Source organism: Amycolatopsis sp. NPDC003861, from assembly GCF_053605405.1.
The window spans coordinates 1-25,142 of record NZ_JBSGJD010000139.1 but is presented as its reverse complement, the minus strand read 5'-3'; the positions used below and the strand labels follow the sequence as shown (position 1 = coordinate 25,142).

Sequence of the window (25,142 nt, the reverse complement as noted above, 5' to 3'; positions counted from 1 at the left end):
GGGCGCCGGGGGCGGCGCGGCGTCGGCGCGGGCCGGCATCGCGGCGGCCCAGGCCGCCGGCGCGGACGGCGTCCTGCTGCTGCCGCCGTACCTGGTCACCGGGCCGTCGTCGGGCCTGGTCGACTTCGTGCGGTACGCCGTCGGCGACTCGTCCGTGCCGGTCATCGTCTACCACCGAGGCACCGGCGTGTTCACCGCGCCGGCCGCGGCCGCCCTGCTGGACATCCCGTCGGTCGTGGGCCTGAAGGACGGCTACGGCGACGTCGAGTGCATGACCCGGATCGTCACCACCATCCGGTCGCTGGATACCGAACGCGCGCGGAACTTCCTGTTCTTCAACGGGTTGCCGACCGCGGAGGTCTCGGCCAAGGCGTACGCCGCGATCGGCGTCGCTCGCTATTCCTCGGCGGTGCACTGCTTCGCGCCGGAGATCGCGCACCGCTTCCACCGCGCGCTCGGCGAAGGCGACACACGCGTGATGGACGCCCTGCTGACCGGGTTCTACCTGCCGCTGGTGGCGTTGCGGGACGAGACGCCCGGGTTCGCCGTCTCGCTCGTGAAGGCCGCCGCCCGGCTGCGCGGCGACAAGGTCGGCCCGGTCCGGCCGCCGCTGGTCGAACCGACCCCGGAACAGGTCCACCGGCTGGAGAAGGTCGTGGAGGACGGCTTCGTGACGCTGAAGGGGCTCGGCTGATGCAGATCCTCGACGTGGTGCTGACCCCGGTCGCGTTCGCGGACCCGCCGCTGCTCAACGTCATGGGCGTGCACGAGCCGTTCGCGCTGCGCAGCGTCGTCCAGGTCAAGTGCGAGGACGGGATCGTCGGGCTCGGCGAGTCCTACGGTGACGACGCCTTCCTCGGCGAGGTGCGCAAGGTGCTGCCGCGGCTGCGCGGCCACGACGTGTTCGACCTGCCCGGCCTGCAGCGCCTGGTCGCCGAAGCGCTGTCGGACACGGTGCTGACCGACTCGCACGGCCTGATCGGCGGCTTTTCGATCCGCAAGACCGTCGCGAGCGTGTACTCGCTGTTCGAGGTCGCCTGCCTGGACGCGCAGGGGCACTACCTGGGCCGTCCGGTCACCGACCTGCTCGGCGGCAAGGCGCGCGACGCCGTCGAGTTCTCCGCCTACCTGTTCTACAAGTACGGCAAGCACATCGACGGCCGCGAGGACTCCTGGGGCGAGATCACCACGCCCGAGACGCTGGTCGGGTCGGCGAAGCGGATGTTCGACGAGTACGGCTTCCGCTCGATCAAGCTCAAGGGCGGCGTCTACGAGCCCGCGCAGGAGGTCGACGGCATCCGCGCGCTGGCCGAGGCGTTCCCCGGGAGCCCGCTGCGGATCGACCCGAACGGCGCCTGGACGGTCGAAACGGGCATCCGGGTCGCTCGCGAGCTCGACGGCGTCCTGGAGTACCTGGAGGACCCGACGCCGGGCATCGACGGCATGGCCCAGGTGGCCGCCGAGGCGTCCATGCCGCTGGCGACCAACATGTGCGTGGTCGACTTCGGCGACGTCGAGCCGGGCTTCCGGGCGCGGGCGATCGGCGTCCTGCTGTCCGACCACCACTTCTGGGGCGGGCTGCGGGCCACGCAGTCGCTGTCGGTGACGTGCGAAAGCTTCGGCGTCGGCCTGTCGATGCACTCCAACAGCCACCTCGGGATCAGCCTGGCCGCGATGGTCCAGGTGGCCGCGGCGACGCCGCACCTGACCTACGCGTGCGACACGCACTGGCCGTGGAAGGTCGAGGACGTCATCGAGCCGGGCGTGCTGGAGTTCCGCGAGGGTGCCGTCGCGGTGCCGGCGACACCGGGGCTCGGGATCACGCTCGACGAGGACGCGCTGGCCCGCCTGCACGAAAACTACGTCCGATGTGGACTGACCAAGCGCGACGACGGGACCTACATGCGGAAGTACGTACCCGGGTTCGAAGCGAACACGGCGAGGTGGTGAACCGGTGAAGGTGACGGGATACGCCTACCCCTGGGACGTCGTCGAACCCGATTTCGTGGCGCGGGTCCGGGCGCTCGGCGTCGACGAGGTGGCCGTGGCGCTGTCGTACCACAGCGCCCGCGCGGCGACACCGTGGTCGCCGTCCCGGACGGCGGTGGTGGCGCGGCACGCGGCGTTCTACCGGCCGGTGACCGACGGGTGGGGCGACCTGCGTCCGTCCACTCCGGACTGGGTGCAGTCTCCGGATTCCGGGGGTGACGCCGTCCGGCTGCTCACCGAGGCCGGGATCCCGGCCGCCGCCTGGATCGTCCTCACGCACAACTCGCAGCTGGGCTACGAGCACCCGGACGTCGTGGTGCGGAACTGCTTCGGCGAGGCGTACCCGTGGGCGCTGTGCCCGTCGCAGCCCGCGGTGCGCGAGTACGCCGCGGCCGTGGTCGCGAATTCGGTCGCCGGGCTGGAGCTGTCGTCGGTGATCCTCGAAGCCTGCGGGCCGCTCGGGGCGATCCACCAGCACCAGCACGAGAAGACCGACGGCGTCTGGGCGCCCGCGGTGGCCCGGCTGCTGTCGATCTGCTGCTGCGAGGCCTGCGCGGCCGCGTGGGACGTCGACGCGGAGACGGTCCGGGCGCAGCTCGTCGAGGAGGTCCGGCGGCTGCTGGCCACCGGTGATCTGGGGATCACCGGCGACCGGCTGCCGCCGTCGCTGACCCAGCAGCTGCTGCGCGGCCGGCAACAGGCCACCGACGAGCTGCGGGCGGCGGTTTTGGCCACGCTGCCGGCGGGCACCCGGGTCGTGCTGCACGGCGCGGTGGACCCCTGGGTCACCGGTGCGCTGCCGGGGCTGACGCCGTCCGCTGCGGACGACGTCGACGCGGTCGTATTGTTCGGGTGGGCGCCCGCCACGGGTGCCGAGGCCGTCGCGGCGGCCCGGGAGGCCTTGCCCGAGCGGGTCGCGATCGCCAGTTACATCACGGCGGTCGCCGCCGCGCCGGTGCCGGACATCGCCGCCTACGTCGGCGAGCTGGCCAAGGCGGGTGCCGCCGAGCTGCACCTGTACCACCTCGGCCTGGCCGGACCGGGTCGCTGGCCCGACCTGGAAACGGCCACCGCCGCCGCCCATGAGAACTGAGGAGCTGTTCCACCGATGAGCCAGGCCACCGACGCCGCCACGCTCGAGAAGATCCTGGCGGGAGCTGCCGAAGCCGCCCGTCCCGCCGCCGAGGCCACCCCGGCCGAACGCGCCGGCTGGCTGACCGCCGTCGCCGACGCCCTCGACGCCGCCGCGGGCGAACTGGTCCCGCTGGCGCACGCCGAAACGCACCTGCCGGAGACCCCGCGGCTGGCCGGCGAGCTGAAGCGCACGACGTTCCAGCTACGCCTGTTCGCGGAGGTCCTCGCCGACGGCGAGTACCTCGGCGCCACCGTCGACCACGCCGACCCGGACTGGCCGATGGGCCCGCGCCCGGACATCCGCCGCGTCAAGACCGCGATCGGGCCGGTGCTGGTGTTCGCGGCCAGCAACTTCCCGTTCGCGTTCAGCGTGGCGGGCGGCGACACGGCGTCCGCGCTGGCGGCGGGCTGCCCGGTGGTCCTCAAGGCCCACCCGGGGCACCCGGAGCTGTCCGCGCAGACCGGCTCGATCGTGCGCGAAGCCCTGATCAAGGCGGGCGCCCCGGCGGCCCTGTTCAACGTGATCTTCGGTCAGGACGAAGGCGTCACGGCCCTGAAGGACCCCCGGATCGCGGCGGCGTCGTTCACCGGCTCGATCCCGGGCGGGCGGGCGTTGTTCGACATCGCGGCGGCGCGGCCCCGGCCGATCCCGTTCTACGGCGAGCTGGGCAGCGTCAACCCGGTGGTGGTGACCGAGGCCGCGGTGGCCGCGCGCGGGGAAGCCGTGGCCAAGGGGTACGCCGGGTCGTTCACCCTCGGTGCGGGGCAGTTCTGCACCAAACCGGGCCTGCTGTTCCTGCCTGCGGACCACAACCTGACCGAGACGCTGCGCGCGGCTCTCGACGGGGCGCCCGCCCAGCCGATGCTGAACGACCGGATCGCGGCCGGGTTCTCGTCCCGGCTTTCGGAGCTGCGAGAGGTTCCGGGCGTCGAGGTCGTCTCGTCGTCGCCTTCGTCCGCACCGGCGTTCACCCCGACGCTGCTGGCCACGACCGGAAAGCAGTTCCTCGAGGGCGGCACCACGGTGCACGAGGAGTGCTTCGGGCCGGCGTCGCTGATCGTCACGTACGCCGACCAGGCCGAGCTGCTGCGCCTGCTGGAGGTGATCGAACCGGGGCTCACCGCCACGATCCACGGCGAGGAGTCCGATGTGGACTGGCTGCGGCCGGTGCTGCCCGCGCTGGCCCGCATCGCCGGCCGGCTGCTGTGGAACGACTGGCCCACCGGGGTGACGGTGAGCTGGGCCCAGCAGCACGGCGGCCCCTACCCGGCCACGACGGCCCCGACGACGACCTCGGTCGGCACGGCAGCGATCGAGCGGTTCCTGCGCCCGATCGCCTGGCAGGGTTTCCCGGACGCGCTGCTGCCCGAACCCCTGCAGGAGGCCAACCCCTGGCAGCTGCCCCGCCGCACCGACGGCTCCCGCTGACCCGATCGCACCACCAGCACCACTGATTTCGCGGACCCGCCGGGGGCGCCCCCCGGTTCCATTCTATCGCTCGGCACCGACAGTTTCCGTTGCCGTGGGGGTCACCTTCGGGCCACGTCCCGAAGGTGACCCCCGAAAATCCGCCGCCGCACAACTGAATCCCCGTTCCCCCGTAAGCCGAGGATGTCTTCCTGGGAGGCATTGCCATGCCCGTGAACCGGAGAAATGCCCTGCGCGGTGGTGCCCTGGCGGCCGCCTCCACCGTGCTCCTGACCCGCCCGGCCTTCGCCGCGCCTGCGACGAAACCCGCGGCGGCCGAAGCAAAAGCGATCAACGCCGCGACCGCGCCGATCGTCGCCGCCTACCGGCAGCTGCAGACCGGCATCAACCGGCCGTCGCCCGAACGGACCGAAGCCCTCGCCAATCTCGGCCGGGTCGCCAAGGCCTACAACGCCAGCATGTCCGTCGCCGGCGGTGGCGCTCCACTGTGGACTGACCTGCCGCTCGGCCCCGGCAGCGACTACACGACGTCGATGTACGCGCGGCTGCGGGCGATCGCCGTCGACTGGGGCACGCCGGGCGGCGCGCTGTCCGGTGACCCGGTCGTGCTCGACCGCGTCAAAGCCGCGCTGGAACTGATCTACGCCAGCCAGTACAACGAAAACGTCGGCGAGATCGGCAACTGGTACACCTACGAGATCGGCATCCCGTACTACCTGCTGCACACGCTGTCGGTGGTCGCCGACCAGCTCACCGCCGAGCAGCTCGAGCGCTACCTCAGGCCGGTCAAGCGGTTCGTCGGCAACCCGAACCTGCGCGCGAACAACGCGTCGGTGATCGAAACCGGCGCCAACCGCGCCGACAAAGCGCTCATCTCGATCGTTTCGGGCGCCATGCTCGGCGACACGGCGTGGATCAAGACCGGCATCGACGCCCTCACCGACGTCGCCGGCGGGGGCGCGGCGAGCGTCGTCGCGAAGCTGGACCGCGCGGCCGGCGACGGCTTCCACGTCGACGGCTCGTTCATCCAGCACGACACCATCCCGTACCCCGGCCACTACGGCATCGTGCTGCTGACCGCGCTCGCCGGCGCCATCCACGTCACCCAGGGCACCGAGTACGCGCTGCCGCAGCCGCTGAAGGACAAGATCTACGCGCTCGTCCCGGACAGCTTCGCCCCCTTCGTCTACGCGGGCGCGCTGATGGAACCGGTACGCGGCCGGATGCTTTCGCGCCAAGGGGAGACCGGCCACGACATCGGCCACCAGCTCACCGTCGCGACGCTGGTGCTGGCCCGGACGGCCTCGGGCAAGACCAAGACCGACCTCAACGCGCTCGCCGCGAAGTGGCTCAAGGAAGGCACGTTCGCGCCGTTCCTGAAGATCCCGGACCCGGAGCGGTTCGCGCCCGGTCCGGACCTGGTGGCGACGCCGGGCATCGAGTTCGCGCAGGACATGCTCGCGTCGGGGACGCGCCCGGCGCGCGTCGAGGCGACGCACCGGATCTTCGGCCAGCAGGACAGGCTGGTCCACATCACTGACGGCTGGTCGGCCTCGCTGGGCGTCAGCTCGACGCGGATTTCGCGCTACGAAGCCATCAACGGCCAGAACCTCAAGGGCTACCACGTCGGCGACGGCGTGCTCTACACGTTCCTGCCGAACGCCAAGGGCCACTACACCGACGCCTACTGGCCGACGGTCGACCCGCTGCTGCTGCCCGGCACGACCGAGCACGACGGCCCGGCCGACCCCAAGTTCGGCGGCGTGCCGGTGGGCCCGAACGCGCACACCGGCGGCGTCCGCTGGGACGCGCGGCACGGCACGAGCGCGTTCGACTTCGAGAACTGGGACGGCTCGCTGGTCGCGAAGAAGTCGTGGTTCTTCACCCCGGACGGGATCGTCTGCCTCGGCGCCGGCATCACCAGCACGTCCGGTTACGCGGTCCGCACGACGATCGAGAACCGCAACCTCGGCGAGGGCGGCCGCGGGACGCTGCTGGCCGACGGCCGACGCCTTCCGGCCGATCTCGGGAAGGCGTCCGCCCTGCGGAAGCCGCGTTGGGTGCACCTGGAGAACGTCGGCGGGTACCTGCTCCTGGACGACGCTTCGGTGACGGCGCTGCGCGAAGACCGCACAGGCGCGTGGCGCGACATCGACACCGGCGCCAACACCAAAGGCACGACGACGCCGAACACCCGCCGGTACCAGAAGCTGGTCCTCGAGCACGGCGTCAAGCCGACGGACGCGAAGTACGCGTACGCGGTGCTGCCGGGCGCTTCGGTGATCGACACGCTCACGGCGTCCTGGGCGTGGCGCGTGCTGGCGAACACCCCGGTGGTGCAGGCGATCCGCGTGACCGGCGGCGGCACCGTGCTGGCGAACTTCTTCGCGGCGGGCTCGGTCGGCGACGTCAGCGTGTCGGGCCCGGCGTCGGTGGCGATCGGGCGGTGTGGCGCGCGGACGCAGCTCGCGGTGTCGGATCCGACGCAGCTGCAGGACAGCGTCACGGTCACGGTGCGCGGCCGGGCCGTGGAGGTGCCGCTGAAGGGCACGTTCGGCGCGACCAAGGTCGTCCTGGTGTAAGCAGGCCTCCCCGCCGGGCCGGTGCCCCGACCCGGTCCGGCGGGGTCCCCACCTCGGTTAGGCTGCCGGGCATGAGCACCGCCGAGCACGTGGACGTCCTGATCGTGGGCGCCGGCCTGTCCGGTGTCGGCGCGGCCTGCCGGCTGCAGGAGCGGTTGCCGGGCAAGACGTACGCGGTGCTCGAAGCGCGTGACACGATCGGCGGAACCTGGGACCTCTTCCGGTACCCGGGCATCCGGTCCGACTCGGACATGTTCACCCTGGGTTACCCGTTCCGGCCGTGGAAGGACCCGAAGGCGATCGCGGACGGGCCGTCGATCCTGAGTTACATCCGCTCGACGGCCGCGGCGTTCGGCGTGACCGAACACATCCGCTTCGGGCACCGGGTGACGCAGGCGTCGTGGTCGTCGCCGGACGCGCGGTGGACGGTCACGACCGCGCACGGCGCCACGTTCACCTGCCGGTTCCTGTACCTGTGCAGCGGTTACTACTCGTACGAGTCCGGGCACGTCGTCGACTTCCCGGGCCGCGCGGAGTTCGCCGGGGAGATCGTGCACCCGCAGCACTGGCCGGATTCGCTGGACTACACGGACAAGCGGATCGTGGTGATCGGCAGCGGCGCGACGGCGGTGACGCTGGTCCCGGCGCTCGCGTCGCGCGCTTCGCACGTGACGATGCTGCAGCGGTCGCCGTCGTACATCGTGGCGCGGCCCGGGCGTGACGCGCTGGCCGACCGGATCCGGGCGCTGCTGCCGGAGAAGCCGGCGCACCGGGTGGTCCGCGGCAAGAACGTGGTGATGGGAACGCTGTTCTTCCAGCTGATGCGGCGGCTGCCGGGCCGGGCGTCGCTGGCGTTGCGCAAGCGGGTGGCGGCGCAATTGCCGGCGTCGATCCCGGTGGACCCGCACTTCGTGCCGTCGTACGCCCCGTGGGACCAGCGGCTGTGCCTGGTGCCGGACGCCGACCTGTTCCGGGCGTTGCGGTCGGGCCAGGCGGACATCGTGACGGACCGGATCGCGCGGTTCACGTCGTCCGGGGTCGCGCTGGAATCGGGGCGCTCGTTGCCGGCGGACGTCATCGTGACGGCGACGGGCCTGCGGCTGGTGGCGTTCGGCGGGATCGCGCTGACGGTCGACGGGCGGGCGATCGAGCCGGGGGAGCAGCGGGCGTACAAGGGCACGATGTTCGGCGGGGTGCCGAACCTGGCGTGGTGCGTGGGGTACACGAACAGCTCGTGGACGCTGCGGGCGGACCTGGCGTCACAGTACGTGTGCCGCCTGCTGGCGTACCTGGACCGGCACGGGTTCGCGTTCTGCGTGCCGGACGCGGCATCGGCGGCGGGCGCGGGCCGGCCGCGGCCGATCGTGGACCTGCAGTCGGGGTACATCAAGCGGGCCGCCCCGGGCCTTCCGAAGCAAGGCGGCCGACGGCCGTGGATGATGCGGCAGAACTATCTGCTGGACCTGGCCGACATGCGGTTCAACCGCGTGAACGACGGCGTGCTGCGGTTCGGCCGCGCGGGCTGACGTGCTCAGCTTTCGCGCTCGCGCAGGAGCCTGCGGACCGCGTTCCGGTCGCCGCCGATCGTCACCTTGCCGTCGGCGATGGCCTTCTCGAGGTCGTGAGGCCGGTCGAGCAGGGCGTTCAGCGTCGAGGGATCGGTTCGGATCGTCGCATCCGGGGCGCCGGGCTCGCCCGGCTCGATGGTCAGCCGGCCCGGTTCGGTGCGGACCGTCCACACGCGAGCGTCCAATTCGACGCGGTAGCACGCGGTGCTGCGCGGACGGGCGGACTCGCGGAGGAACAGCAGCATCGACGTGACGCCGAGGGACGCGGGCCGGGGCAGCGGGACTCGCGCGCCCCACGTGCCCAGCGCGAGGACGACCGGCTCCAGTTCGCGGCCCCAGCCGGTGAGCTCGTAGACCGTCGAAGCGGCCGGGGGCGGCAGCTGCCGGCGCGTCACGACGCCGCGGCGCTCGAGCTCGCGGAGCCTGTCGGTGACGAGGTTCGAGCTGGCACCGGGCAGCGCGCGGCGGACGTCGGAGAACCGCTGCGGCCCGAGAAGCAGCTCGCGCACCACGAGCAGGGCCCAGCGTTCCCCGACGACGTCCAGGGCGCGGGCGATCGTGCACGCGTCCCCGTAGCTGCGGCTCGTCGGCATGGTTTCAAGGTACAACGTTGTGGTTGTTTTTAACAACTCGATGGGCGTACGGTCGCACGGTCCGGAAGTCGACGGAAAGGAACGGTCATGGGCCGGCCAGTCGTGCACTTCGAGATCATCGGAACCGACCCGGCGCGGCTGCGCGGGTACTACGGCGAGCTGTTCGGCTGGGAGTTCGACACGTCCGGGCCGGTCTCGGACCAGGTGTCGGAACCGGGCGCGTACGGGTTCGTGGAGACGGACGGCATCCCGGGCGGCGTCGGCGGCGGCGCGGCTTACGAGAGCCAGGTGGTGTTCTACGTCGGCGTCCCGGACGTCGCGGCGGCGCTGGCGGAGGCCGAACGCCTCGGTGGCACCCGCCGCATGGGCCCGGACCGAGCACCGGGTCGGGATCTGGTGGTCGCCCACTTCACCGACCCGGAGGGCAACCTCATCGGCCTCGCCGGCCCGGCTTGACGGGACGCCAAGAGGCATCACACGTGCTTGGAGGGGCATCGCGGTGATGCCCGGCCCGTCACGTGAGGTGCCCGGCTAGGCACGCGAGGTGGCCCTTCGGGCGCAAGGCGGCCCCGGAACCGAGGTGGTTCCGGGGCCGGTGGGGTGCGTTTGGTCAGCCTTGGCGGGCCTTCGAGCGGGGGTTGGCCTTGTTGATCACCAGCAGCTTGGCGCCCCGGCGGATGACCTGGGCGCCCGGCTGGCGGGCGAGCGAACGGATCGAGCTGCGGACCTTCATGGCGAGCCGTCCTTCCTGCGGGAACTGCCGTCCCGCCTCCCGTTCAACCGCGGGCCTGTCGGTTTCATTCCGCAACTCAGCTGCTCTCGCGGGCCGCCCAGCTCTGGAGGTCGTCGCCGCGGATGGCGGCGGCCATCAGGTCGGGGAACTGGTCCGGGGTGCACGCGAAGGCCGGGATGCCCAGCTCGGCGAGGGCCGCCGCGTTCTCGTGGTCGTACGATGGCGCGCCCGAGTCCGACAGGGCCAGCAGCGTCACCACCTGGACTCCCGCGCCGGCCAGCTCGGCGACGCGGTGCAGCAGCTCCTCTTCGTTGCCGCCCTCGTAGAGGTCGCTGATCAGGACCAGCAGGGTCCGCTCCGGGCGCTCGACCAGGCCCTGGCAGTACGCGATCGCCCGGTTGATGTCCGTTCCGCCGCCCAGCTGGGTGCCGAACAGGACGTCCACCGGGTCGGCGAGGTGCTCGGTGAGGTCCGCGACCTCCGTGTCGAACGCGACGAACGACGTCTTCAACGCCCGCATCGACGCCAGCACCGCGCCGAACAGCCCCGAGTACACCACCGACTCCGCCATCGACCCCGACTGGTCGACGGCCAGGATCACGTCCCGCTGCACCGCCTGCTGCCGGCGCCCGAAGCCGATCAGCTTCTCCGGGACGATCGTGCGCAGGTCGGGGGAGTAGTGCTTGAGGTTCGCGTGGATGGTGCGCGCCCAGTCGACGTCGCCGGGACGCGGCCGGTACGTGCGCGACGCCTTGTCCAGCGCGCCCCGGATCGCCGCGCGGGTGCGTTCGGCCAGGCGCTCCTCCAGCTCGGTGACGACCTTGCGGACCACCTCGCGCGCGGTCTCCTTGGTCACCTCCGGCAGCACGCCGTTCAGCGACAGCAGCGTGCCGACCAGGTGGACGTCCGGCTCGACCGCCGACAGCAGCTCCTTCTCCAGCAGCATCCGGGTGAGCCCGAGCCGATCGACGGCGTCGCGCTGCATCACCTGTACCACCGTGCTGGGGAAGTAGCGCCGGATGTCACCCAGCCAGCGTGCGACCCGCGGCGCCGACGCACCCAGGTTCGCGCTGCGCGGGCCGCCCGTGTTCTCCTCGTCGGGCTTGTCGTAGAGGGCGGCCAGCACCGCGTCCACCCCACTGTCCTCATCGGACAGTCGAGCGTCCTCCAGGCCGGACCCCGGCCCGGCGCCGTCGCCGCCCAGGACCAGCCGCCAGCGCCGCACCCGGTCGGTGTCCGCGGTCATGCCCCCACCCCCAAGAGCGTCGCCAGGACCGGCAGCACGCGCTCGGCCCGGTCCTCGTCCAGTTCGTCGGCCACCGCCACGGTGCGCGCGGTGCCGGTGAGCCCGGCCGCGCGCTGCCCGATCGCCCGCTTTTCCGGCCCGCTGAACGCGCCGAAAGTGCGGCGCAGCAACGGAAGCACCTCGGTGAAGACGTCGTCGGGGATCGCCGCCAGCCAGGCGTCGATCACCCGCAGCAGGCCTTCGTCGTGCACCAGCAACAACGCGCCGCCGTCGAAGAAGCCCTCGACGTAGGCCGCACCCGCCGACGGTGTGACGCCCGGCGTCAGCGCGCGGCCCAGCCGCAGTTCGATGTCGAGCGCGTCGAACAGCCCGGCGTCGTGCAGGATCCGGGTGAGCCGCCCGGCCAGCAGTGGGGGCAGCGACGGCCGTTCGGCCAGCCGGGCCAGCGCCGCCAGCCACCGCTCCTTCGGGTCGTCGCCGAGCAGGGAAGTCGCGTCGTGCACGCCGTCGACCAGCTTGGCCAGGCGGGCCGCGGCGTCGTCGTCGATGCCGTGGGCGGCCGGTGGCAGGCCGGCGCAGATCCGGTCCAGCATCCGGTCGGCGACCGCCCGCAGCGCGCCGGTGTCGGTACCGCGGACGTTGCCGTACCGGGTCGCCCTGGCCAGCGCGGGCAGCGCCGACATGAGCCGGGCGACGTCCGCGTCCGCCGCCGCGCGGGCGTCCAGCGCCGCGAGCGCCTCGGGCAGCGCCTCCGGCAGGTCGGCGAGCAGGCAGTTCTCGACCGCCGTGGTGACCTCGTCCAGCGGGGGCGTGCCTTCGACCGTGCCGCGCACCGCGGCGGTGGCCGCCGACGGCACGGTGGTGCCGTACACCGCGGCCGCGACCAGGTCGACCTCGAACGACGGCTCCCAGCACAGCGCCCACGTCTCGCGGAAGGTGCCCTTGTTGCGCCGGGCCGACGCCTCCCGGTTGCCCCACTCGATGCCGAGGATCCGCAGCCGGTGCAGCAGCTTCGAGCGGTCAAGCCCGCCTGGCGTCCGCAGGTCGAGGTCGAGTTCCTTGACGATCGGGTCCTTCTTGAGCCGCAGGCGTTTCGCGGTCGCGGTCAGGTCCGCGGCCAGCGGCGGCTGCGGGACGCGCTCCGGCACCTCGCCGAGCCGCTCGCCGACCACCAGCCGCCGGGTGACGAGCTCGACCTGCACCTCGTCACCGCCGCACAGCACCGACCGGGTGGCTTCGGTGACCTCGGCGAGCCCGGCCGACGACCGGCCCCGCAGCGTGGCAAGGGTTTCGGCGAGCCGGACCGCCTCGATGACGTGCGCGGTCGAGACGGGCAAGTCCTCCTCCCGCAGCACCGCGGCGACCCCGGCCAGCCAGCGCGCGGTGACGTCGTCGGCCGTGGTGAACAGGTGGTGGTACCAGCCCGGCGACCGGACGCCGGCCCCGTAGCCGCTGGCCGTGGCGAGGCGGCCGTGCGTCCACGGCACCCAGGTGCACGCGACCTTCCGCTTCGGGAGTCCTTTGAGGACGGCCTGGTCGTGCGACGCCGGCGGCAGCGGGTCCGCCAGCGCGGGCACGTGCCAGGCGCCGCAGACGACGGCGATGTTGTCGAAGCCGTCCTTGCGGGTGCGGCGCAGCACCGAGCGCATGTAGGCCTCGCGGCGGGCTTCGTTGCCCTGCGGGGGTTTCTCGTCCTCCCGCACCGCGCTCATCGCCTCGGCGATCACCTCGAACGGGCTTTCGGCGTCCCGCCGCGATTCGACGACGTCGTCCCACCAGCGTTCCGGGTCGTCGTAGCCGCCGGCCGAGGCCAGCAGGGCCAGCGGGTCGACGGGTGGGCCGGTGTGCTCGTTCGGGGGCGCGGCGAACGTGTGGGCGGCCGGGAGATCGCAGAACCGCACCGGGATCCCGGCCTCGCGGGCGTAGGTCAGCGCCTGCCACTCCGGGCTGAATACGGCGAACGGCCAGAACGCGGCGCGCGAGACGTCGTCGGTCGCGTACGCCAGGAGCGCGACCGGCGGCTGCATGGCCGGGTCTTCGGTGAGCTCGACCAGGGCGTCGGCCTCGGGCGGCCCTTCGATGAGGACGACGTCGGGTTCGAGTTCGGCGAGCCGCGCCGCCACGGCCCGGGCGGATCCCGGGCCGTGGTGGCGGATGCCGAGCAGGTGGGTGGCCGTCAAGAGAGCTCCTGACCGGCCCGGTAGAAGTCGGCCCAGCCGTCGCGTTCGCGGACCACGGTCTCCAGGTATTCGATCCAGATCGCGCGGTCGGCCACCGGGTCCTTGACCACGGCGCCGTGGATGCCCGCCGCGATGTCGTGCGGGCGCAGGACGCCGTCGCCGAAGTGGGCGGCCAGGGCGAGCCCGCCGGTGAGCACGCTGATCGCCTCCGCGGTCGACAGCGTGCCGGACGGCGACTTCACCGCCGTGCGGCCGTCTTCGGTGCGGCCCGAGCGCAGCTCGCGGAAGACCGTCACCACCCGGCGGATCTCGGCCAGCTCGGCGGCTTCGGCGGGCAGCTGCAGCGAGGTGCCCAGCTCGGCGACCCGCCGGCTGACGATCTCGACCTCGGCCTCGGCGCTGTCCGGCAGCGGCAGGACGACCGTGTTGAACCGCCGCCGCAGCGCGCTCGACAGCTCGTTGACGCCCTTGTCGCGGTTGTTCGCCGTCGCGATCAGGTTGAAGCCCGGCCGGGCCTGGACCTCGGTGCCCAGCTCGGGGATCGGCAGCGTCTTCTCGGAGAGGATGGTGATCAGCGAGTCCTGGACGTCGGCCGGGATGCGCGTCAGCTCTTCGAGCCGGGCGAGTTTGCCGTCCCGCATCGCGCGCAGCACCGGGCTTTCGACGAGCGCGGCGGCGCTCGGGCCCTCGGCGATCAGCCGGGCGTAGTTCCAGCCGTAGCGGATCGACTCCTCGGACGTGCCCGCGGTGCCCTGCACCAGCAGCGTCGAATCCCCGCTGATGGCGGCGGAAAGGTGCTCGGACACCCACGTCTTCGCCGTGCCGGGCACGCCGAGCAGCAGCAGCGCGCGGTCGGTGGCGAGGGTGGCGACGGCGACCTCGATCAGCCGCCGCGGGCCGACGTACTTCGGGGTGATCACGGTGCCGTCCGGCAGGGTGCCGCCGAGCAGGTACTCGACGACGGCCCACGGCGAGAGGTTCCAGTTGGGCGGCTTGGCCCGGTCGTCGGCGGCGGCCAGCGCGGCCAGCTCGGCGGCGTGGTCCTGTTCGGCGTGCGGCCGGAGGACGGTGGGGGCGGTCATGCGAGCTCCTCGTACATTTCGCGGCGGAAGTTCAGCGTTTCGGTGAGCGCCCGGCGCCAGGGCCCGGCGTCCATGGTCAAGCGGGTGGTGGCCAGCGGGTGGCGCAGGCACTGCGGTGGAACGGCGCGGGCGATCACGACGGCGGCGTGCGAGACCAGCCGGTGGTCGTCCTGGCGGGCGATCCAGTCGAGCAGCGCGGTGCCGAGCTCCTTCGTCCACGGCCGGGGCAGCTCGTGCACCAGCCGCGCGAACGATTCGACGGGCAGCCGGCCGACGAGGTGCCCGATGGTGGCGGCCTGGCTCGCCGGGCTCAGCACCCCGAGCAGCGGCGGGGTGGTGCGCCCGCCGGGGTCGGCGCCGATCAGCGCCTGTGCCCAGGTTTCGTCGCGCTGCCGCAGGGCGGCGGTGGCCCAGGAATCCCGCAGCACGGCGGCCGGACAGCCCTCGACGGTCATCCGCACGACCTCGGCCGGCGGGCCGAACTCGGTCCAGAAGGCGAGCGGAGCGGAGGCGACGAGGGTGCGCAGCCGGACGGTGCCGTCGCCGCGTTCGCCCTGGGGGAGGGCGACGGTGAGCACCCGGTTCCGGCGGTGGACCAGCGGGCGCAGCCGTTCGGCCATGCTCTCGCCGTAGCGGGTGCCGGGCAGCCGGCCGAGCAGGTCGGCGGCCTGTTCCCGGACGGCGGCGGCCCGATCGGTGAGCGCGGCTTCGAGGAACGCTTCGTCGTCGGCGCGGACGTGCCCGGCGAGGACGCCGAGGAAGTCGGCCCGGACGTCGGCGGGCTCGGTTTTCCAGGAGGAGGTGAGGGCTTCGCGGGCGACGTCGGGCTCCTGGGCGAGTTTCGCGGCGAGCCACCGGCGGCGCTGGGCGAGACTGCCGTACTGCCAGACGTCGCCGGATTCCTCGGGCGGCGCGGCGAGGAAGCTCCAGTCGGGGTTCCGCTGCCCGAGCCAGGCACCGACGGGCCCGGCCACGGCGCACAGCGGCCCGCGCAGGGCGGCCTTGGTGCGGGCCGCCTCGGCGAGCAGCGGCAGGGTTTCCGGGGGGACGCGGTACTCGGTGCCGGCGACGATGCCGAGCCATTCGAGCAGGAGGTCGGGGTGGCTGGCGGCGAGGAGGCGGCCGAGCCGTTCCCGGGCGAGCGGGGGGACGAAGGCGCGTTCGTCTTCGGGCGCCACGGGCAGCGGCCGCACGTCGCGCAGCGGCTGCCGCCCGGCCCGGCGGTAGGTGGTGAGCACGGCCGCGGCAGCGAGCAGCTGCTCGGCGGGGTCTTCGCGCTCGCCGATGAGCTCCTGGACGGCGGCCGGCTGGGCGGCGGCGTCCAGGGTGCGCCGCCGGGTGCCGAGGAGAGCGGTACCGACGAGGTCTTCCCAGGCTTTCACGGATGCACCGCCTTTCGGAGTTTCGCGCAGTGGTTTCACAGCCGCACCGCCCGGCCTTCGTGCCAGCAGGTCAACGGCCTCAATCCGGCTTGGCTCCACTCGCCCGCCACGGTCAGCGGGCGACCCGCCGACAGCGCCAGCAACGACCACGGGAACGCGTACGGCACCAGCGGCAGCGCCGTTCCGTCCGGTTCGGACAGACACCAGCCGCCCGCGTGCTCGGCCGGGGTGACGCCCGACAGCAGCACCGGCCAGCGCTCCAGCCACGGGTCCGCCGCCATCGCCCGGGCGTGCGCCGCCAGGGCGTCCGGAATGGAACCGCCTTCGGCCGTCGGGGCCGGCAACGGGATTCCGCGCTCCGCGACCAAGGCTCGCATCGGCGCGGCTCCCGGGTAGAACGCCAGCTCCGCCGTCAGGCGGTGTCCTGGTGGAAGCGACGCGTCGAGCGGACGGCCCGGCGGCGCGAACGACAGCACCAGCGCGTCCCGGCCCGTGCGGAGGCCGCGCAGCCAGGTCCGGCGGGTGAGCAGGCGGTCGTTCTCCTCGTCCGCCGCGCCGGTGATCAGCCAATCGTCCGCGACGCGCTCGCCGCTTTCCAGGACTCGGGCCGTCTCCACCGAAAAGCCGAGCCGGGTGCGGACCGTCTCCGCCAGCGCGGGTGGCAGCGATTCCAGGCGGCCGGCCGCGTCGGCGAGCAGGTACAGCTGGGACAGCTCGGCCAGCAGCGCCTCCGGCCAGTCCCGGCGGCCGACGATCGCCGCCGCCCGGCGCAGGCCACCGGCGAGACCCGGAGCCTGGGCGTCGACCATCCGGGCCGCGACCGTGCGCAGCTCTTCGCCGCCGTTGCGCTCGAAGCCCGCGAAACCCGCGCCGATCCGGTCGGTGAGCCAGACTTTCAGCTCCGCGACACCGCCTTCGACGCGGGCCGCCCGGTCGGAAGCGCGGCGGGCGGCCGCCTCCTCGTCCTTCGGGCCCGCTGTCTCCGCGCGTTTCTCCGCCCGCCTCGCGCGGTCGGCGCGTTCGGCCAGCCACGCGTGCACCCACTCGGGTGGTTCCGCGGTGTCGACGCGCCCGGCCGCCCAGAGCAGCAGCAGGCCGAGCGCGTGCTTGCACGGGAACTTCCGGCTGGGACAGGAACATCGGAACGCGGGCTCGGCGAGCTCGACGCACGTCTGGTACGGCTTCTTGCCACTGCCCTGGCAGAAGCCCCACACGGCGTCTTCGGACGCGCCCGCGCCCGACCACTTCGCCGGCGTGGCCAGCGCCCGGCCCGCCTTTTCCGATGCGGGATCCGGCGCCAGCCCGGCCACGCGTTCCGCGGTCCACGGCACCGCCGTCACCACCTGTCCCCCCACTGTTCGCCTCGCTTTCCGGTCTTCGCTGAAGCATGCCAGGCACCACCGACATTTTCCGGAAGCCGATTATTCTAGTGCTAGAGTACGGCCGTGCTGACCGACGCGGAGCTGACGGTGCTGGGCCTGGTGGCCGAGCGGCCGAGGCACGGCTACGAGCTGGACGAGGTCGTCTCCGAACGCGGCATGCGCGATTGGACGGCGCTCGGCTTCAGCTCGATCTACTACGTCCTGGGCAAACTCCGTGACCGCGGCCTGGTCGCCGAGGTCGCGGGGGAGCGCGCGCACGCGAAGGCCAAGAAGACGTTCACGATCACCGAAGCGGGCCGCAAGGCGTGCGCGGCCGCCGCCGAAGCCGCCGTCGCCGAGCTGCGACCGGTGCACCCGCCCGTGCTCGTCGGCCTGGCGAACAGCCCGGCCATCCCGCCCGAGCGGCTCGCCGCGGCGCTGGCCCGGCGCGCGGAAGCGGTCGGGGAGCGGCTGGCCGAGGTGCGCCGCGCGGCCGCGGCCCAGGACCACGCCCCGCCGTTCGTCCGGGCGATCTTCGATTACTCCATTGCGCAACTCGAGGCGGAAGCCCGGTGGCTGGAAGGAATGACCTGATGCCGTACGACATCAAGAAGGACCTCAAGCAGCTCTACGCGCCGAAGAACACCGCGTGGGAGCTGGTGGACGTCCCCGAACAGCGGTTCCTCGCGATCGACGGCCGCGGCAACCCGAACACGGCGGAGAGTTACAAAAAGGCGGTCGAAGCGCTGTACGCCTTCGCGTACACGATCAAGATGGCGGCGAAGCAGCGTGGGGAGGACTTCGTCGTGGGGCCGTTGGAGGGCCTGTGGTGGGCGGAGGATTATGCCGCGTTCACCGTGCGCGCCAAGGATTCCTGGCAGTGGACGATGCTGATCGCGCAGCCCGCGTGGATCGGGGAGGAAGCGGTCGAGGAGGCCCGGGAGGCGGTGCGGCGCAAGAAGAAGCTCGATGCACCGGTGCGGTTGGAGAAGCTGCACGAGGGGCGGTGTGCGCAGGCGCTGCACGTGGGGTCCTACGACGACGAAGGTCCGCTGCTGGCGCGGTTGCACGACGAATATCTTGCGGAGCAAGGGCTCGAGCTGACGGGGCTGCACCACGAGGTGTACCTCGGCGACCCGCGGCGGGTCGAGCCCGCGAGGCTGCGGACGGTGCTGCGTCAGCCGGTCGGCTGATCCAGCTCGGCCAGCCCGCGTTCCCACCGCGCCCGGCGCTGGGCGGACGTCTGCTCCCACCACGGCTCACCGCGCTCGCCCAACGCCACCTTCGCCGCCTGGACGCGGGCGCGGTCCTGCACGCGCCGGGCCGCCATCAGGTGCTTCTGCAGGCGGTCTCGGACGTCGTCGGGGATTTCGGGGTCGGTGGCGCGCCAGCGGCGGCCGTTCACGATGATGTAGCGGCCGTCCGGGGTGTGCTCGGGCATCAGTATTCGCTGGTCGCCGGCCAGGTGTCGTCGTGCAGGAGCCTCTTGAGGATCTTGCCCGTCGCGTTGCGGGGCAGGTCCGGCACGAAGTACACGTCGCGGGGGACCGCGAACCGGGCCAAGCGCTGGTGGATGTACTGGCGGATGTCCTCCGCGTGCAGCGAGGCGCCCCGGCGCGGGACGACGTACGCCGCCAGGCGCTGGCCCCACTCCGCGTCCGCGACGCCGACCACCGCCGCGTCGTGGACGCCCGGGAGCGCCACCAGGGCCTCCTCCACCGGGCGGGGGAACACGTTCTCGCCGCCCGAGACGATCATCTCGTCGGCGCGGCCGGTGACGAACAGGCGGCCCGCGGCGTCCAGGTAGCCGACGTCGCCGCTGGCCATCATGTCCGCCGCGCGGGCCGGGTCCGTCCCGCTCGTGTAGCCCTCGAACAGCATGTCGTTGCCGACGAAGATCTGGCCCTCGCCGCCCGGCGGCACCGGCTTGCGGTCCTCGTCCAGGATCGCCAGCCGGGTGCCGAGCGGGCAGCGGCCGGCCGTCGTCGGCGCCGCGCGCAGGTCCGCCGGGTCGGCGATGCTGGCCCAGGACACCTCGGTCGAGCCGTAGAAGTTGTAGAGGACGTCGCCGAAGGTGTCCATGAACTGCGTGACGAACGGCCCGGACATCGCCGAGCCGCTGCTGGCCACGATCCGCAGCGACGACAGGTCGTACCGCGCGCGGACCCGCTCGGGCAGGTCCAGGATCCGCTGCAGCATGATCGGCACGGCGAACAGCGCGTCGCACTTCTGCTCGGCGATCGTCCGCAACGTCTCTTCGGCGTCGAACTTGCGGGTGAGCGCGAGCGACGCCCGCAGCGCCATGCCGATCTGCATCGCCGCGAGGCCCCAGGTGTGGAACAGCGGCGCCGCCACGAGCAGCCGGTCGCCGGAGCGCAGCGGGATCCGGTCGAGGATCGCCGCCGCGGTGCCCAGCCCCTTCGGCGTGGGACGGCGGGCGCCCTTCGGCGTCCCGGTGGTGCCGGAGGTGAGGACGATCAGCCGGCCCGGCCGCTCGACCGGCTTCGGGCGGTCGGCGGGGGCGGCCTGGATCAGCTCGTCGACGGTCGGGTAGCCGGCGTCGGCGTCCGGCCAGGTGCTGATCCGGGCGAAGTCGCCGGGGACGTTCGCGATGGTCTGCGCGAACTCGTCGTCGGCCAGCACGGCGGAGGGCCGGTGCTCGGCGAGGACGTCCTTGACCGACGCGGCGGACAGCCCGGTGTTCAGCAGGATGACGTCGGCGCCGAGCTTGCTGGCGGCGACGAACGACTCGATCATCGCGGCGTGGTTGCGGCACATCAGCGCGATCCGGTCGCGCTCGACGACGCCGAGTTCGCTCAGCGCGTTGGCGAGCCGGTCGCTGCGCTCCTGGACCTGGCGGAAGGTGCGGAAGCTGCGCTCGTCGTGCAGGGCGGGCTCGTCCGGGACGCGGGCCGCCGCGGCCTGGTAGCCGCCCGCGACCGTGGCGCCCCACTGGGCAAGGGAGTTCAGCTGGCGCGCCAGCTTGTCCGGCCGCGCGGCGCTGAGCACGCCGGCCCGCAGCAGGATGCTCGTGGTGCGCAGCTTGGTGGCCTTGTTGGTCTCGCCGTCGGTGTCCGGGTCGGCTGCGCCCGCCAGGTGCAGGTCGAGGCGGCGGCCGAGGGCGCGGACGTCCTTCTTGATCGACGAGACCAGGTCCAGGTAGGCCGGCGGCAGCATCATCCGCACGAACAGCTCGGTCCGGCCGCCCGCCAGCGGTCTCAGCTCCAGCGAGACCCAGGTGCCCTCGTCGGGAACCCCGCACCACACGACGTGCTCGCCCGGCCGGTGGACGACGGCCTGCATCTGCGTCTCGATCAGCGGTCCCCGCGCGGGGACGATCCGGATCGCGCCCTTCGGGCCGCGCCCGCGCGCGGCCGGCTCCTGGATTTCGCACCAGCTGATCTCCGGCACGAACCTCGAGTACCACTCCGGCGATCCGACGATCTGCCACACCACGTCCGGCGGGTGCCCGACCACGGCACTCGCTTCGACCACATCGTCACGCATTGTCTGCCCTCACCGAAGTGTCACCGAACGCACGTTCAGGTCACGGAGGCGTCACAGTAGCAGCAAACGGGTGATCAGGGATACTCCGAACGGCCAGATACCGGCGGGTAACGGACACTCGGAGTGTGTCCTCCGGGTGTCCATTGTAGACCGATTAACGGCGTTCACCAAGCATAGTGGCCATCGGGCGGTTCGACGTGATCGACAGCGGGGGCGTGAAGCCCGGTCAAGCTGTCCGGTGAACGCCTGGCCGCCGAGTCGGACAAAGGCGACGAACGGTGATTCAACGGACGCGGACTGGGCTGTCACGTTCCGTAGCGGGCGACCAGCTCCGCGCCGAGCCGCGCCAGCTCGGCCCGTACCGACGCCGGGCCTTCCACCTCGACCAGCGCGCCCCATCCGGCCAGCTCCTGCGCGATCATCACCGGCGCCGGCGCGGCGACCCGCGCCCGGACGCGGTCCCCGGGCAGTTCGGCGACCAGCGCGCAGTGCCGCCCGAACCGGTCCTGCAGCACCTCGAAGTGCCGCCGGTCGAGCACGACGTCCGCGCTGAGCAGCGAACGGCGCTTCTCCACCTCCTCGACGACCTCCTGCCAGACCGTCGTCAGCTCGAGGTCCGACGGGCGGTCGGCGGGCTCGTCGGTCGTCACGGCGGAGACGATCCGGTCGACGCGGAAGGTCCGGCGGCCCTTCGCCGTGCCCGCGACCAGGTACCAGACCTCGTCCTTGTCGACCAGGCCCCACGGATCGACGAGCCGCTCGGACTTCGCGCGGCCGGCATAGGCGAGGCGGACCCGTCGGCGGGCGATGACGGCGTCCCGCAGCAGCGAGACCATCGGCGGCCGTTCCTTCGGGCGCTCACCCCAGCCGGCCTGGTCGACGACGACCGCGTCCGCCGCGGCCTCGGCGTCCGCCCGGAACGTGCCCGGCAGTGCCCCCATCAGCTTCCGCAGGGCCGACTTGACCTCCGGCGCCCCGGCGGCAGCCGGGCCGGCCAGGAGGAAGAGGGCTTGCGCCTCGCGGGCGCTCAGGCCGGAGAGGTCGGTGCGCGCGCCGCCGACGAGCTGCCAGCCGCCACCGCGCCCGGGCTGGGGGTAGACGGGCACGCCGGCCGCCGAGAGGGCTTCGAGATCGCGACGCGCGGTGGCGACGGAGATCTCCAGTTCCGTCGCCAGCTCGGCGGCCGTGACGCGGCCACGGGTCTGCATCAGCAGCAGGGTGGCCACGAGACGGTCGGCGCGCATGGACGCAGTGTCGCACCCGGCCGTGTCACCGCTCCTTTCCGGCGGACCTGACAATTAGTTGTCAGTACTTGGTCAACGGCGGAAACCGGTGCGGCCCCGGCCTAGGCTCGGCCGCCCGTGTGCTCGCCCGTCACGGGGTATTCGCGCGAACCGAAGGAAACCCGTGACGAACGACCCCCATTCCCGGCAAAGCATCCACAACACGGACGGGACGGTGTTCGCCAATCAAGGCGGCAACCAGACCATATACATGGAGTCCGTCAAGGACTACCTCCAGAACGGCCTGATGGCCCTCAAAGGCCGCATGTACGCCAAGGCGGTCAGCGAGTTCGAAGAATTCCTCAGCGACGCCCGGAAAGTCGGCGCCCAGAAGATGCCGGAGGCGCAGCGGGACCTCGCCACCGGGCACTTCTGCGCGGCGCTGGCCATGTTGGACGGCCGCCCTCCCAACGACCGCTCGCCCGAGCAGATCGACCGCGTCGAGGCCCACATCGAGCAGGCCATCGACTACGGCGACATCGTGGTGACCCACCAGGCCAACGTGTTGTGGGCCCTGGTGAAGGACGACTACTACGCAGCGAACAGCATGCCGGCCAAGCCGCCGTCGGCGGATGCCTTGGCCGCGAGCATCGACGAACTGCAGCCGACACAGCTCGAGCCGCTGGTCACGCACGTGAGACGGGCTCAAGGCCGCACGTTCAGGCTGCTGCAGGCACGCGCGAACGAGTTCGGCATGATCGTGCTGGCGGAACCCGAGCAGGTGCCGGTGGTCCGCGATTTCGATCCGGCACGCGGAGAAGCGGTCAGGCGTTACTTCGTGCAGACGCCACGTCGTCAGAGTGCAGCACCTGGAGCGATCGTGCTCGGTGTCGCAGCGCTCTGCGTGATCACGGCCGCGTCGGAGCGCAACGCCGGCAGTCTCGTGTTGCTGGTCATCGCCTACTTTGCCGTGAAATGGGGCTGGCGGAGGGTGAAACAGTACTGCGTCTACCTGAAGCGATACGCGGCAGCAGAGCCGAAGCCGAGTGACGCGCAGATGGACGCGTGGCTGCAAGAGGACATTGCTGCGCTGGAGACCAAGGCGAGCCGGCTGGTTCGGTTGGTGGCGAAGACGAAGCATGAAGGCGGCGACCTCGTCTACCCGATCCAGTCAGTGGTCGGCATGTCCTCGCCGACGGGGTCTCTCGCGGACTCGTGGTGCGCCCGGCGCGGTGATGACCACAAGTGGCGCGCCAGTCACTACGACGTGCTGATCCTCTTTCTCACCAACGATCTGATCAGCATTTACCGGTGCGAGATCGACTTCCGCACCGGCGAACCCATCCACGAGGAGATCGCCGAGTGGCACTACCGGGACATCGTGAGCGTCTCGACCAAGCGGGTCACCATGCCCGCGCCGATCGTGGCCCGGTTCCGCAAGATCGACGAGCTGATCGACCGGGACGGCGATGGCGAGCACGAGAAGTATGCCGACATCCCCTATGCCCAGGAGTTCACGATCTCGATCATCGACGGCCACCAGGTCGAGCTGAACACCGGCCTCGGCGAGACACTCGGTGCCGAGAACGAAATCGCCTGGCGTAGAAACGAACGCGCGCTTGCCACTCTCAAGAAGATGATCCGGGCGCGCCACAACCCGGCCTAGCCGAAGGCGTCACATCGAGACGTTCTGGTCGCCGCCCTGGTTGACGATCGTGATGCCGCCGTGGGAAACGATGTTCTGGTCGAGGCCGCCGGCGGGCCGGGGCTTCGGGCGGAGCCGCGGGGGCAGGTCGGGGATCCGTCCCGGCGCCGGCTTCACGTACGGCACCTGGCCGGTCAGCACGCGGAGCAGGGATTCGCCGCCGGCGACGGTGAACTCGGTGACGAAGTAGTGGTCGGCCGTCTGCGGCTGCAGGAATGCCGGGATTTCGGCCGGGATGTGGCCCGGCAGGAGCACCGGAAGGATCTTGCGCGTCCACGTCGGCCGGTCGCTGTGCAGCTTTTCGCGCAGGAGCGCGGCCTCCGATTGCATGCCGCGATTGTCTCCGGCCGAAGCGTAACCGTCGGCGACCTCGCGGTACCGGGTCGAGGCGACGACAATGACGTAGTCGGCGTTTTCGATGCTGCCGATGGCCCACGTGTACCAGTCCTGGCGAGCCTCCAGTTTCCACTGGTCCAGGGTGACGTCGATACCGTTTCGCATGAGGAACTCGCTGAACAAGAGCACTTGATCTTTGTGTTCGGCTGAATCATGCGTGTACGACACGAAGACGCTTATCGGCATGGCAGAACAATAGCATTTCCGGCGCAACGGAATGGGCGGGAAGACCGTTGTCAAAGTGCTCACTTGGTGAGCACTTTGGCCGCCATGCTGGCTCTCGGACCGCTTGAGAGGAGCAGACATGCTGCGAGGGATGGCCACCGTCACCTACTACGCCGAGGACCACGAGGCCGCGAAGGCCTGGTACACCGAGTTCCTGGGGGTCGAGCCGTACTTCAACGTTCCCGGGTACTCGGAGTTCCGGGTCGGCGACTACCAGCACGAACTCGGGATCATCGACCGCAAGTACGCCCCCTTCACACACGCCGAGCCGGGTGGGGAGATCGTGCACTGGCACGTCGATGACCTGGAAGCGACGTTCGCGCGGCTGCTGGAGCTGGGGGCGAAGGAGTACGAGCCGATCATCGAGCGCGGGCCCGGGTTCGTGACGGCGTCGGTCGTCGATCCGTTCGGCAACGTTCTCGGGATCATGACCAACGTGCACTACCTCGCGGTGCTGGCGGACCGCCCCTGAGCCGATCCATGTGGGCCCGCGCCACTGGATCTTGCCTAGGTGTGGCTGCCACCCACATGGTCAGCGACCGGCGTCACGCTTACCGTTCCCGTCCATGACCAGCGATCTGGACGGGCGCACCGCCCTCGTCACCGGCGGTGCCGGCGGTATCGGCCTCGCCTGCGTCCGCGCCCTCGCCGCGGCGGGGGCCAAGGTGCACGTCGTCGACATCGACGAGCGGGGCACCGAGGCGGCGGCGGCCGAGGTCGGCGGCTGGGCGCACGTCGCCGACCTCACCGATCCCGCGGCGATCGACGCGCTCCCCGCCGAAGTCGACGTCCTGGTCAACAACGCCG

At 71.9% G+C, this 25,142-nt stretch carries 23 protein-coding genes; 12 read left to right on the top strand and 11 right to left on the bottom strand.

What is annotated here, in order from left to right; genetic code table 11:
• The 6 genes from ACWEVN_RS29570 to ACWEVN_RS29545 form a co-directional block, all read left to right on the top strand.
• A partial coding sequence (locus ACWEVN_RS29570) for a dihydrodipicolinate synthase family protein (protein WP_452053470.1) occupies nucleotides 1-694 on the top strand: 694 nt, incomplete at its 5' end.
• Nucleotides 694-1,950: a glucarate dehydratase family protein gene (locus ACWEVN_RS29565; RefSeq protein ID WP_452053469.1), complete on the top strand. Its 1,257-nt coding sequence runs from the start codon at nucleotides 694-696 to the stop codon at nucleotides 1,948-1,950. The genes ACWEVN_RS29570 and ACWEVN_RS29565, both read left to right, overlap by 1 nt.
• Nucleotides 1,951-1,954: 4 nt before the next feature.
• A complete protein-coding gene (locus tag ACWEVN_RS29560; protein WP_452053468.1) occupies nucleotides 1,955-3,082 on the top strand; it encodes a hypothetical protein in 1,128 nt (375 codons plus the stop codon).
• A gap of 15 nt (nucleotides 3,083-3,097) precedes the next feature.
• Nucleotides 3,098-4,552 carry an aldehyde dehydrogenase (NADP(+)) gene (locus ACWEVN_RS29555; protein ID WP_449685591.1) on the top strand — a complete coding sequence of 485 codons (1,455 nt, stop codon included), beginning with the start codon at nucleotides 3,098-3,100 and terminating at the stop codon, nucleotides 4,550-4,552.
• A gap of 206 nt (nucleotides 4,553-4,758) precedes the next feature.
• Nucleotides 4,759-7,134, top strand: a complete 2,376-nt coding sequence (locus ACWEVN_RS29550) for a polysaccharide lyase 8 family protein (protein ID WP_452053467.1) — start codon at nucleotides 4,759-4,761, stop codon at nucleotides 7,132-7,134.
• Nucleotides 7,135-7,205: 71 nt separating this feature from the next.
• Complete coding sequence (locus tag ACWEVN_RS29545; RefSeq protein WP_452053466.1) at nucleotides 7,206-8,660, top strand: flavin-containing monooxygenase; 1,455 nt, start codon at nucleotides 7,206-7,208, stop codon at nucleotides 8,658-8,660.
• Nucleotides 8,661-8,665: 5 nt separating this feature from the next.
• Here the strand turns inward: ACWEVN_RS29545 and ACWEVN_RS29540 are convergent, their stop codons facing one another.
• The gene (locus tag ACWEVN_RS29540; RefSeq protein ID WP_452053465.1) at nucleotides 8,666-9,295 is read right to left on the bottom strand and encodes a winged helix-turn-helix transcriptional regulator; all 630 of its coding nucleotides are present in this window, start codon (nucleotides 9,293-9,295) and stop codon (nucleotides 8,666-8,668) included.
• An 87-nt stretch (nucleotides 9,296-9,382) separates the two neighbouring features.
• Here ACWEVN_RS29540 and ACWEVN_RS29535 point away from each other — a divergent pair, with 87 nt between their 5' ends.
• Nucleotides 9,383-9,751 (top strand): VOC family protein, encoded by a 369-nt coding sequence (locus tag ACWEVN_RS29535; protein WP_452053464.1) that lies wholly within the window; start codon nucleotides 9,383-9,385, stop codon nucleotides 9,749-9,751.
• Nucleotides 9,752-9,905: 154 nt separating this feature from the next.
• On the opposite strand, the gene ACWEVN_RS29530 is transcribed toward ACWEVN_RS29535, so the two are convergent.
• The 6 genes from ACWEVN_RS29530 to ACWEVN_RS29505 all read right to left on the bottom strand — a co-directional run bounded on the left by ACWEVN_RS29530 (nucleotide 9,906) and on the right by ACWEVN_RS29505 (nucleotide 17,273).
• Nucleotides 9,906-10,028, bottom strand: coding sequence for a 50S ribosomal protein L36 (locus ACWEVN_RS29530; RefSeq protein WP_452053463.1), 123 nt, complete (start codon nucleotides 10,026-10,028; stop codon nucleotides 9,906-9,908).
• 76 nt (nucleotides 10,029-10,104) lie between these two features.
• Nucleotides 10,105-11,274, bottom strand: coding sequence for a VWA domain-containing protein (locus ACWEVN_RS29525; RefSeq protein WP_452053462.1), 1,170 nt, complete (start codon nucleotides 11,272-11,274; stop codon nucleotides 10,105-10,107).
• Nucleotides 11,271-13,454: a DUF5682 family protein gene (locus ACWEVN_RS29520; RefSeq protein ID WP_452053461.1), complete on the bottom strand. Its 2,184-nt coding sequence runs from the start codon at nucleotides 13,452-13,454 to the stop codon at nucleotides 11,271-11,273. The genes ACWEVN_RS29525 and ACWEVN_RS29520 overlap by 4 nt, the downstream gene beginning before the upstream one ends.
• Nucleotides 13,451-14,536 carry an ATP-binding protein gene (locus tag ACWEVN_RS29515; RefSeq protein WP_449685598.1) on the bottom strand — a complete coding sequence of 362 codons (1,086 nt, stop codon included), beginning with the start codon at nucleotides 14,534-14,536 and terminating at the stop codon, nucleotides 13,451-13,453. The genes ACWEVN_RS29520 and ACWEVN_RS29515 overlap by 4 nt, the downstream gene beginning before the upstream one ends.
• Nucleotides 14,533-15,918 (bottom strand): DUF5691 domain-containing protein, encoded by a 1,386-nt coding sequence (locus ACWEVN_RS29510; RefSeq protein ID WP_452053460.1) that lies wholly within the window; start codon nucleotides 15,916-15,918, stop codon nucleotides 14,533-14,535. Before ACWEVN_RS29510 ends, ACWEVN_RS29515 begins: the two co-directional genes overlap by 4 nt.
• Nucleotides 15,919-15,953: 35 nt before the next feature.
• A complete protein-coding gene (locus ACWEVN_RS29505; RefSeq protein ID WP_452053459.1) occupies nucleotides 15,954-17,273 on the bottom strand; it encodes an SWIM zinc finger family protein in 1,320 nt (439 codons plus the stop codon).
• Between the two features lie 90 nt (nucleotides 17,274-17,363).
• Between ACWEVN_RS29505 and ACWEVN_RS29500 the strand changes: the two genes are divergently transcribed.
• Both ACWEVN_RS29500 and ACWEVN_RS29495 read left to right on the top strand, forming a co-directional pair.
• Complete coding sequence (locus ACWEVN_RS29500) at nucleotides 17,364-17,873, top strand: PadR family transcriptional regulator (protein WP_449679883.1); 510 nt, start codon at nucleotides 17,364-17,366, stop codon at nucleotides 17,871-17,873.
• Nucleotides 17,873-18,472: a GyrI-like domain-containing protein gene (locus ACWEVN_RS29495; RefSeq protein WP_452053458.1), complete on the top strand. Its 600-nt coding sequence runs from the start codon at nucleotides 17,873-17,875 to the stop codon at nucleotides 18,470-18,472. Before ACWEVN_RS29500 ends, ACWEVN_RS29495 begins: the two co-directional genes overlap by 1 nt.
• On the opposite strand, the gene ACWEVN_RS29490 is transcribed toward ACWEVN_RS29495, so the two are convergent.
• The 3 genes from ACWEVN_RS29490 to ACWEVN_RS29480 form a co-directional block, all read right to left on the bottom strand.
• Entirely contained in the window at nucleotides 18,457-18,720 is a 264-nt protein-coding gene (locus ACWEVN_RS29490) for a hypothetical protein (RefSeq protein WP_452053457.1), read from the bottom strand. The two genes, ACWEVN_RS29495 and ACWEVN_RS29490, sit on opposite strands and share 16 nt — an antisense overlap.
• Entirely contained in the window at nucleotides 18,720-20,786 is a 2,067-nt protein-coding gene (locus ACWEVN_RS29485; RefSeq protein ID WP_449685604.1) for an AMP-binding protein, read from the bottom strand. The genes ACWEVN_RS29490 and ACWEVN_RS29485 overlap by 1 nt, the downstream gene beginning before the upstream one ends.
• A gap of 305 nt (nucleotides 20,787-21,091) precedes the next feature.
• A complete protein-coding gene (locus ACWEVN_RS29480; protein ID WP_452053456.1) occupies nucleotides 21,092-22,030 on the bottom strand; it encodes a helix-turn-helix transcriptional regulator in 939 nt (312 codons plus the stop codon).
• A gap of 163 nt (nucleotides 22,031-22,193) precedes the next feature.
• Here ACWEVN_RS29480 and ACWEVN_RS29475 point away from each other — a divergent pair, with 163 nt between their 5' ends.
• A complete protein-coding gene (locus ACWEVN_RS29475; protein ID WP_452053455.1) occupies nucleotides 22,194-23,675 on the top strand; it encodes a hypothetical protein in 1,482 nt (493 codons plus the stop codon).
• Nucleotides 23,676-23,684: 9 nt separating this feature from the next.
• Here ACWEVN_RS29475 and ACWEVN_RS29470 read toward each other — a convergent pair whose 3' ends face one another.
• Nucleotides 23,685-24,296, bottom strand: a complete 612-nt coding sequence (locus tag ACWEVN_RS29470; RefSeq protein ID WP_452053471.1) for a toll/interleukin-1 receptor domain-containing protein — start codon at nucleotides 24,294-24,296, stop codon at nucleotides 23,685-23,687.
• A 118-nt stretch (nucleotides 24,297-24,414) separates the two neighbouring features.
• On the opposite strand from ACWEVN_RS29470, the gene ACWEVN_RS29465 reads away from it, so the two are divergent.
• Nucleotides 24,415-24,807, top strand: a complete 393-nt coding sequence (locus ACWEVN_RS29465) for a VOC family protein (protein ID WP_452053454.1) — start codon at nucleotides 24,415-24,417, stop codon at nucleotides 24,805-24,807.
• A gap of 94 nt (nucleotides 24,808-24,901) precedes the next feature.
• On the top strand, nucleotides 24,902-25,142 hold a 241-nt coding region (locus tag ACWEVN_RS29460), incomplete at its 3' end, for an SDR family NAD(P)-dependent oxidoreductase (protein WP_452053453.1).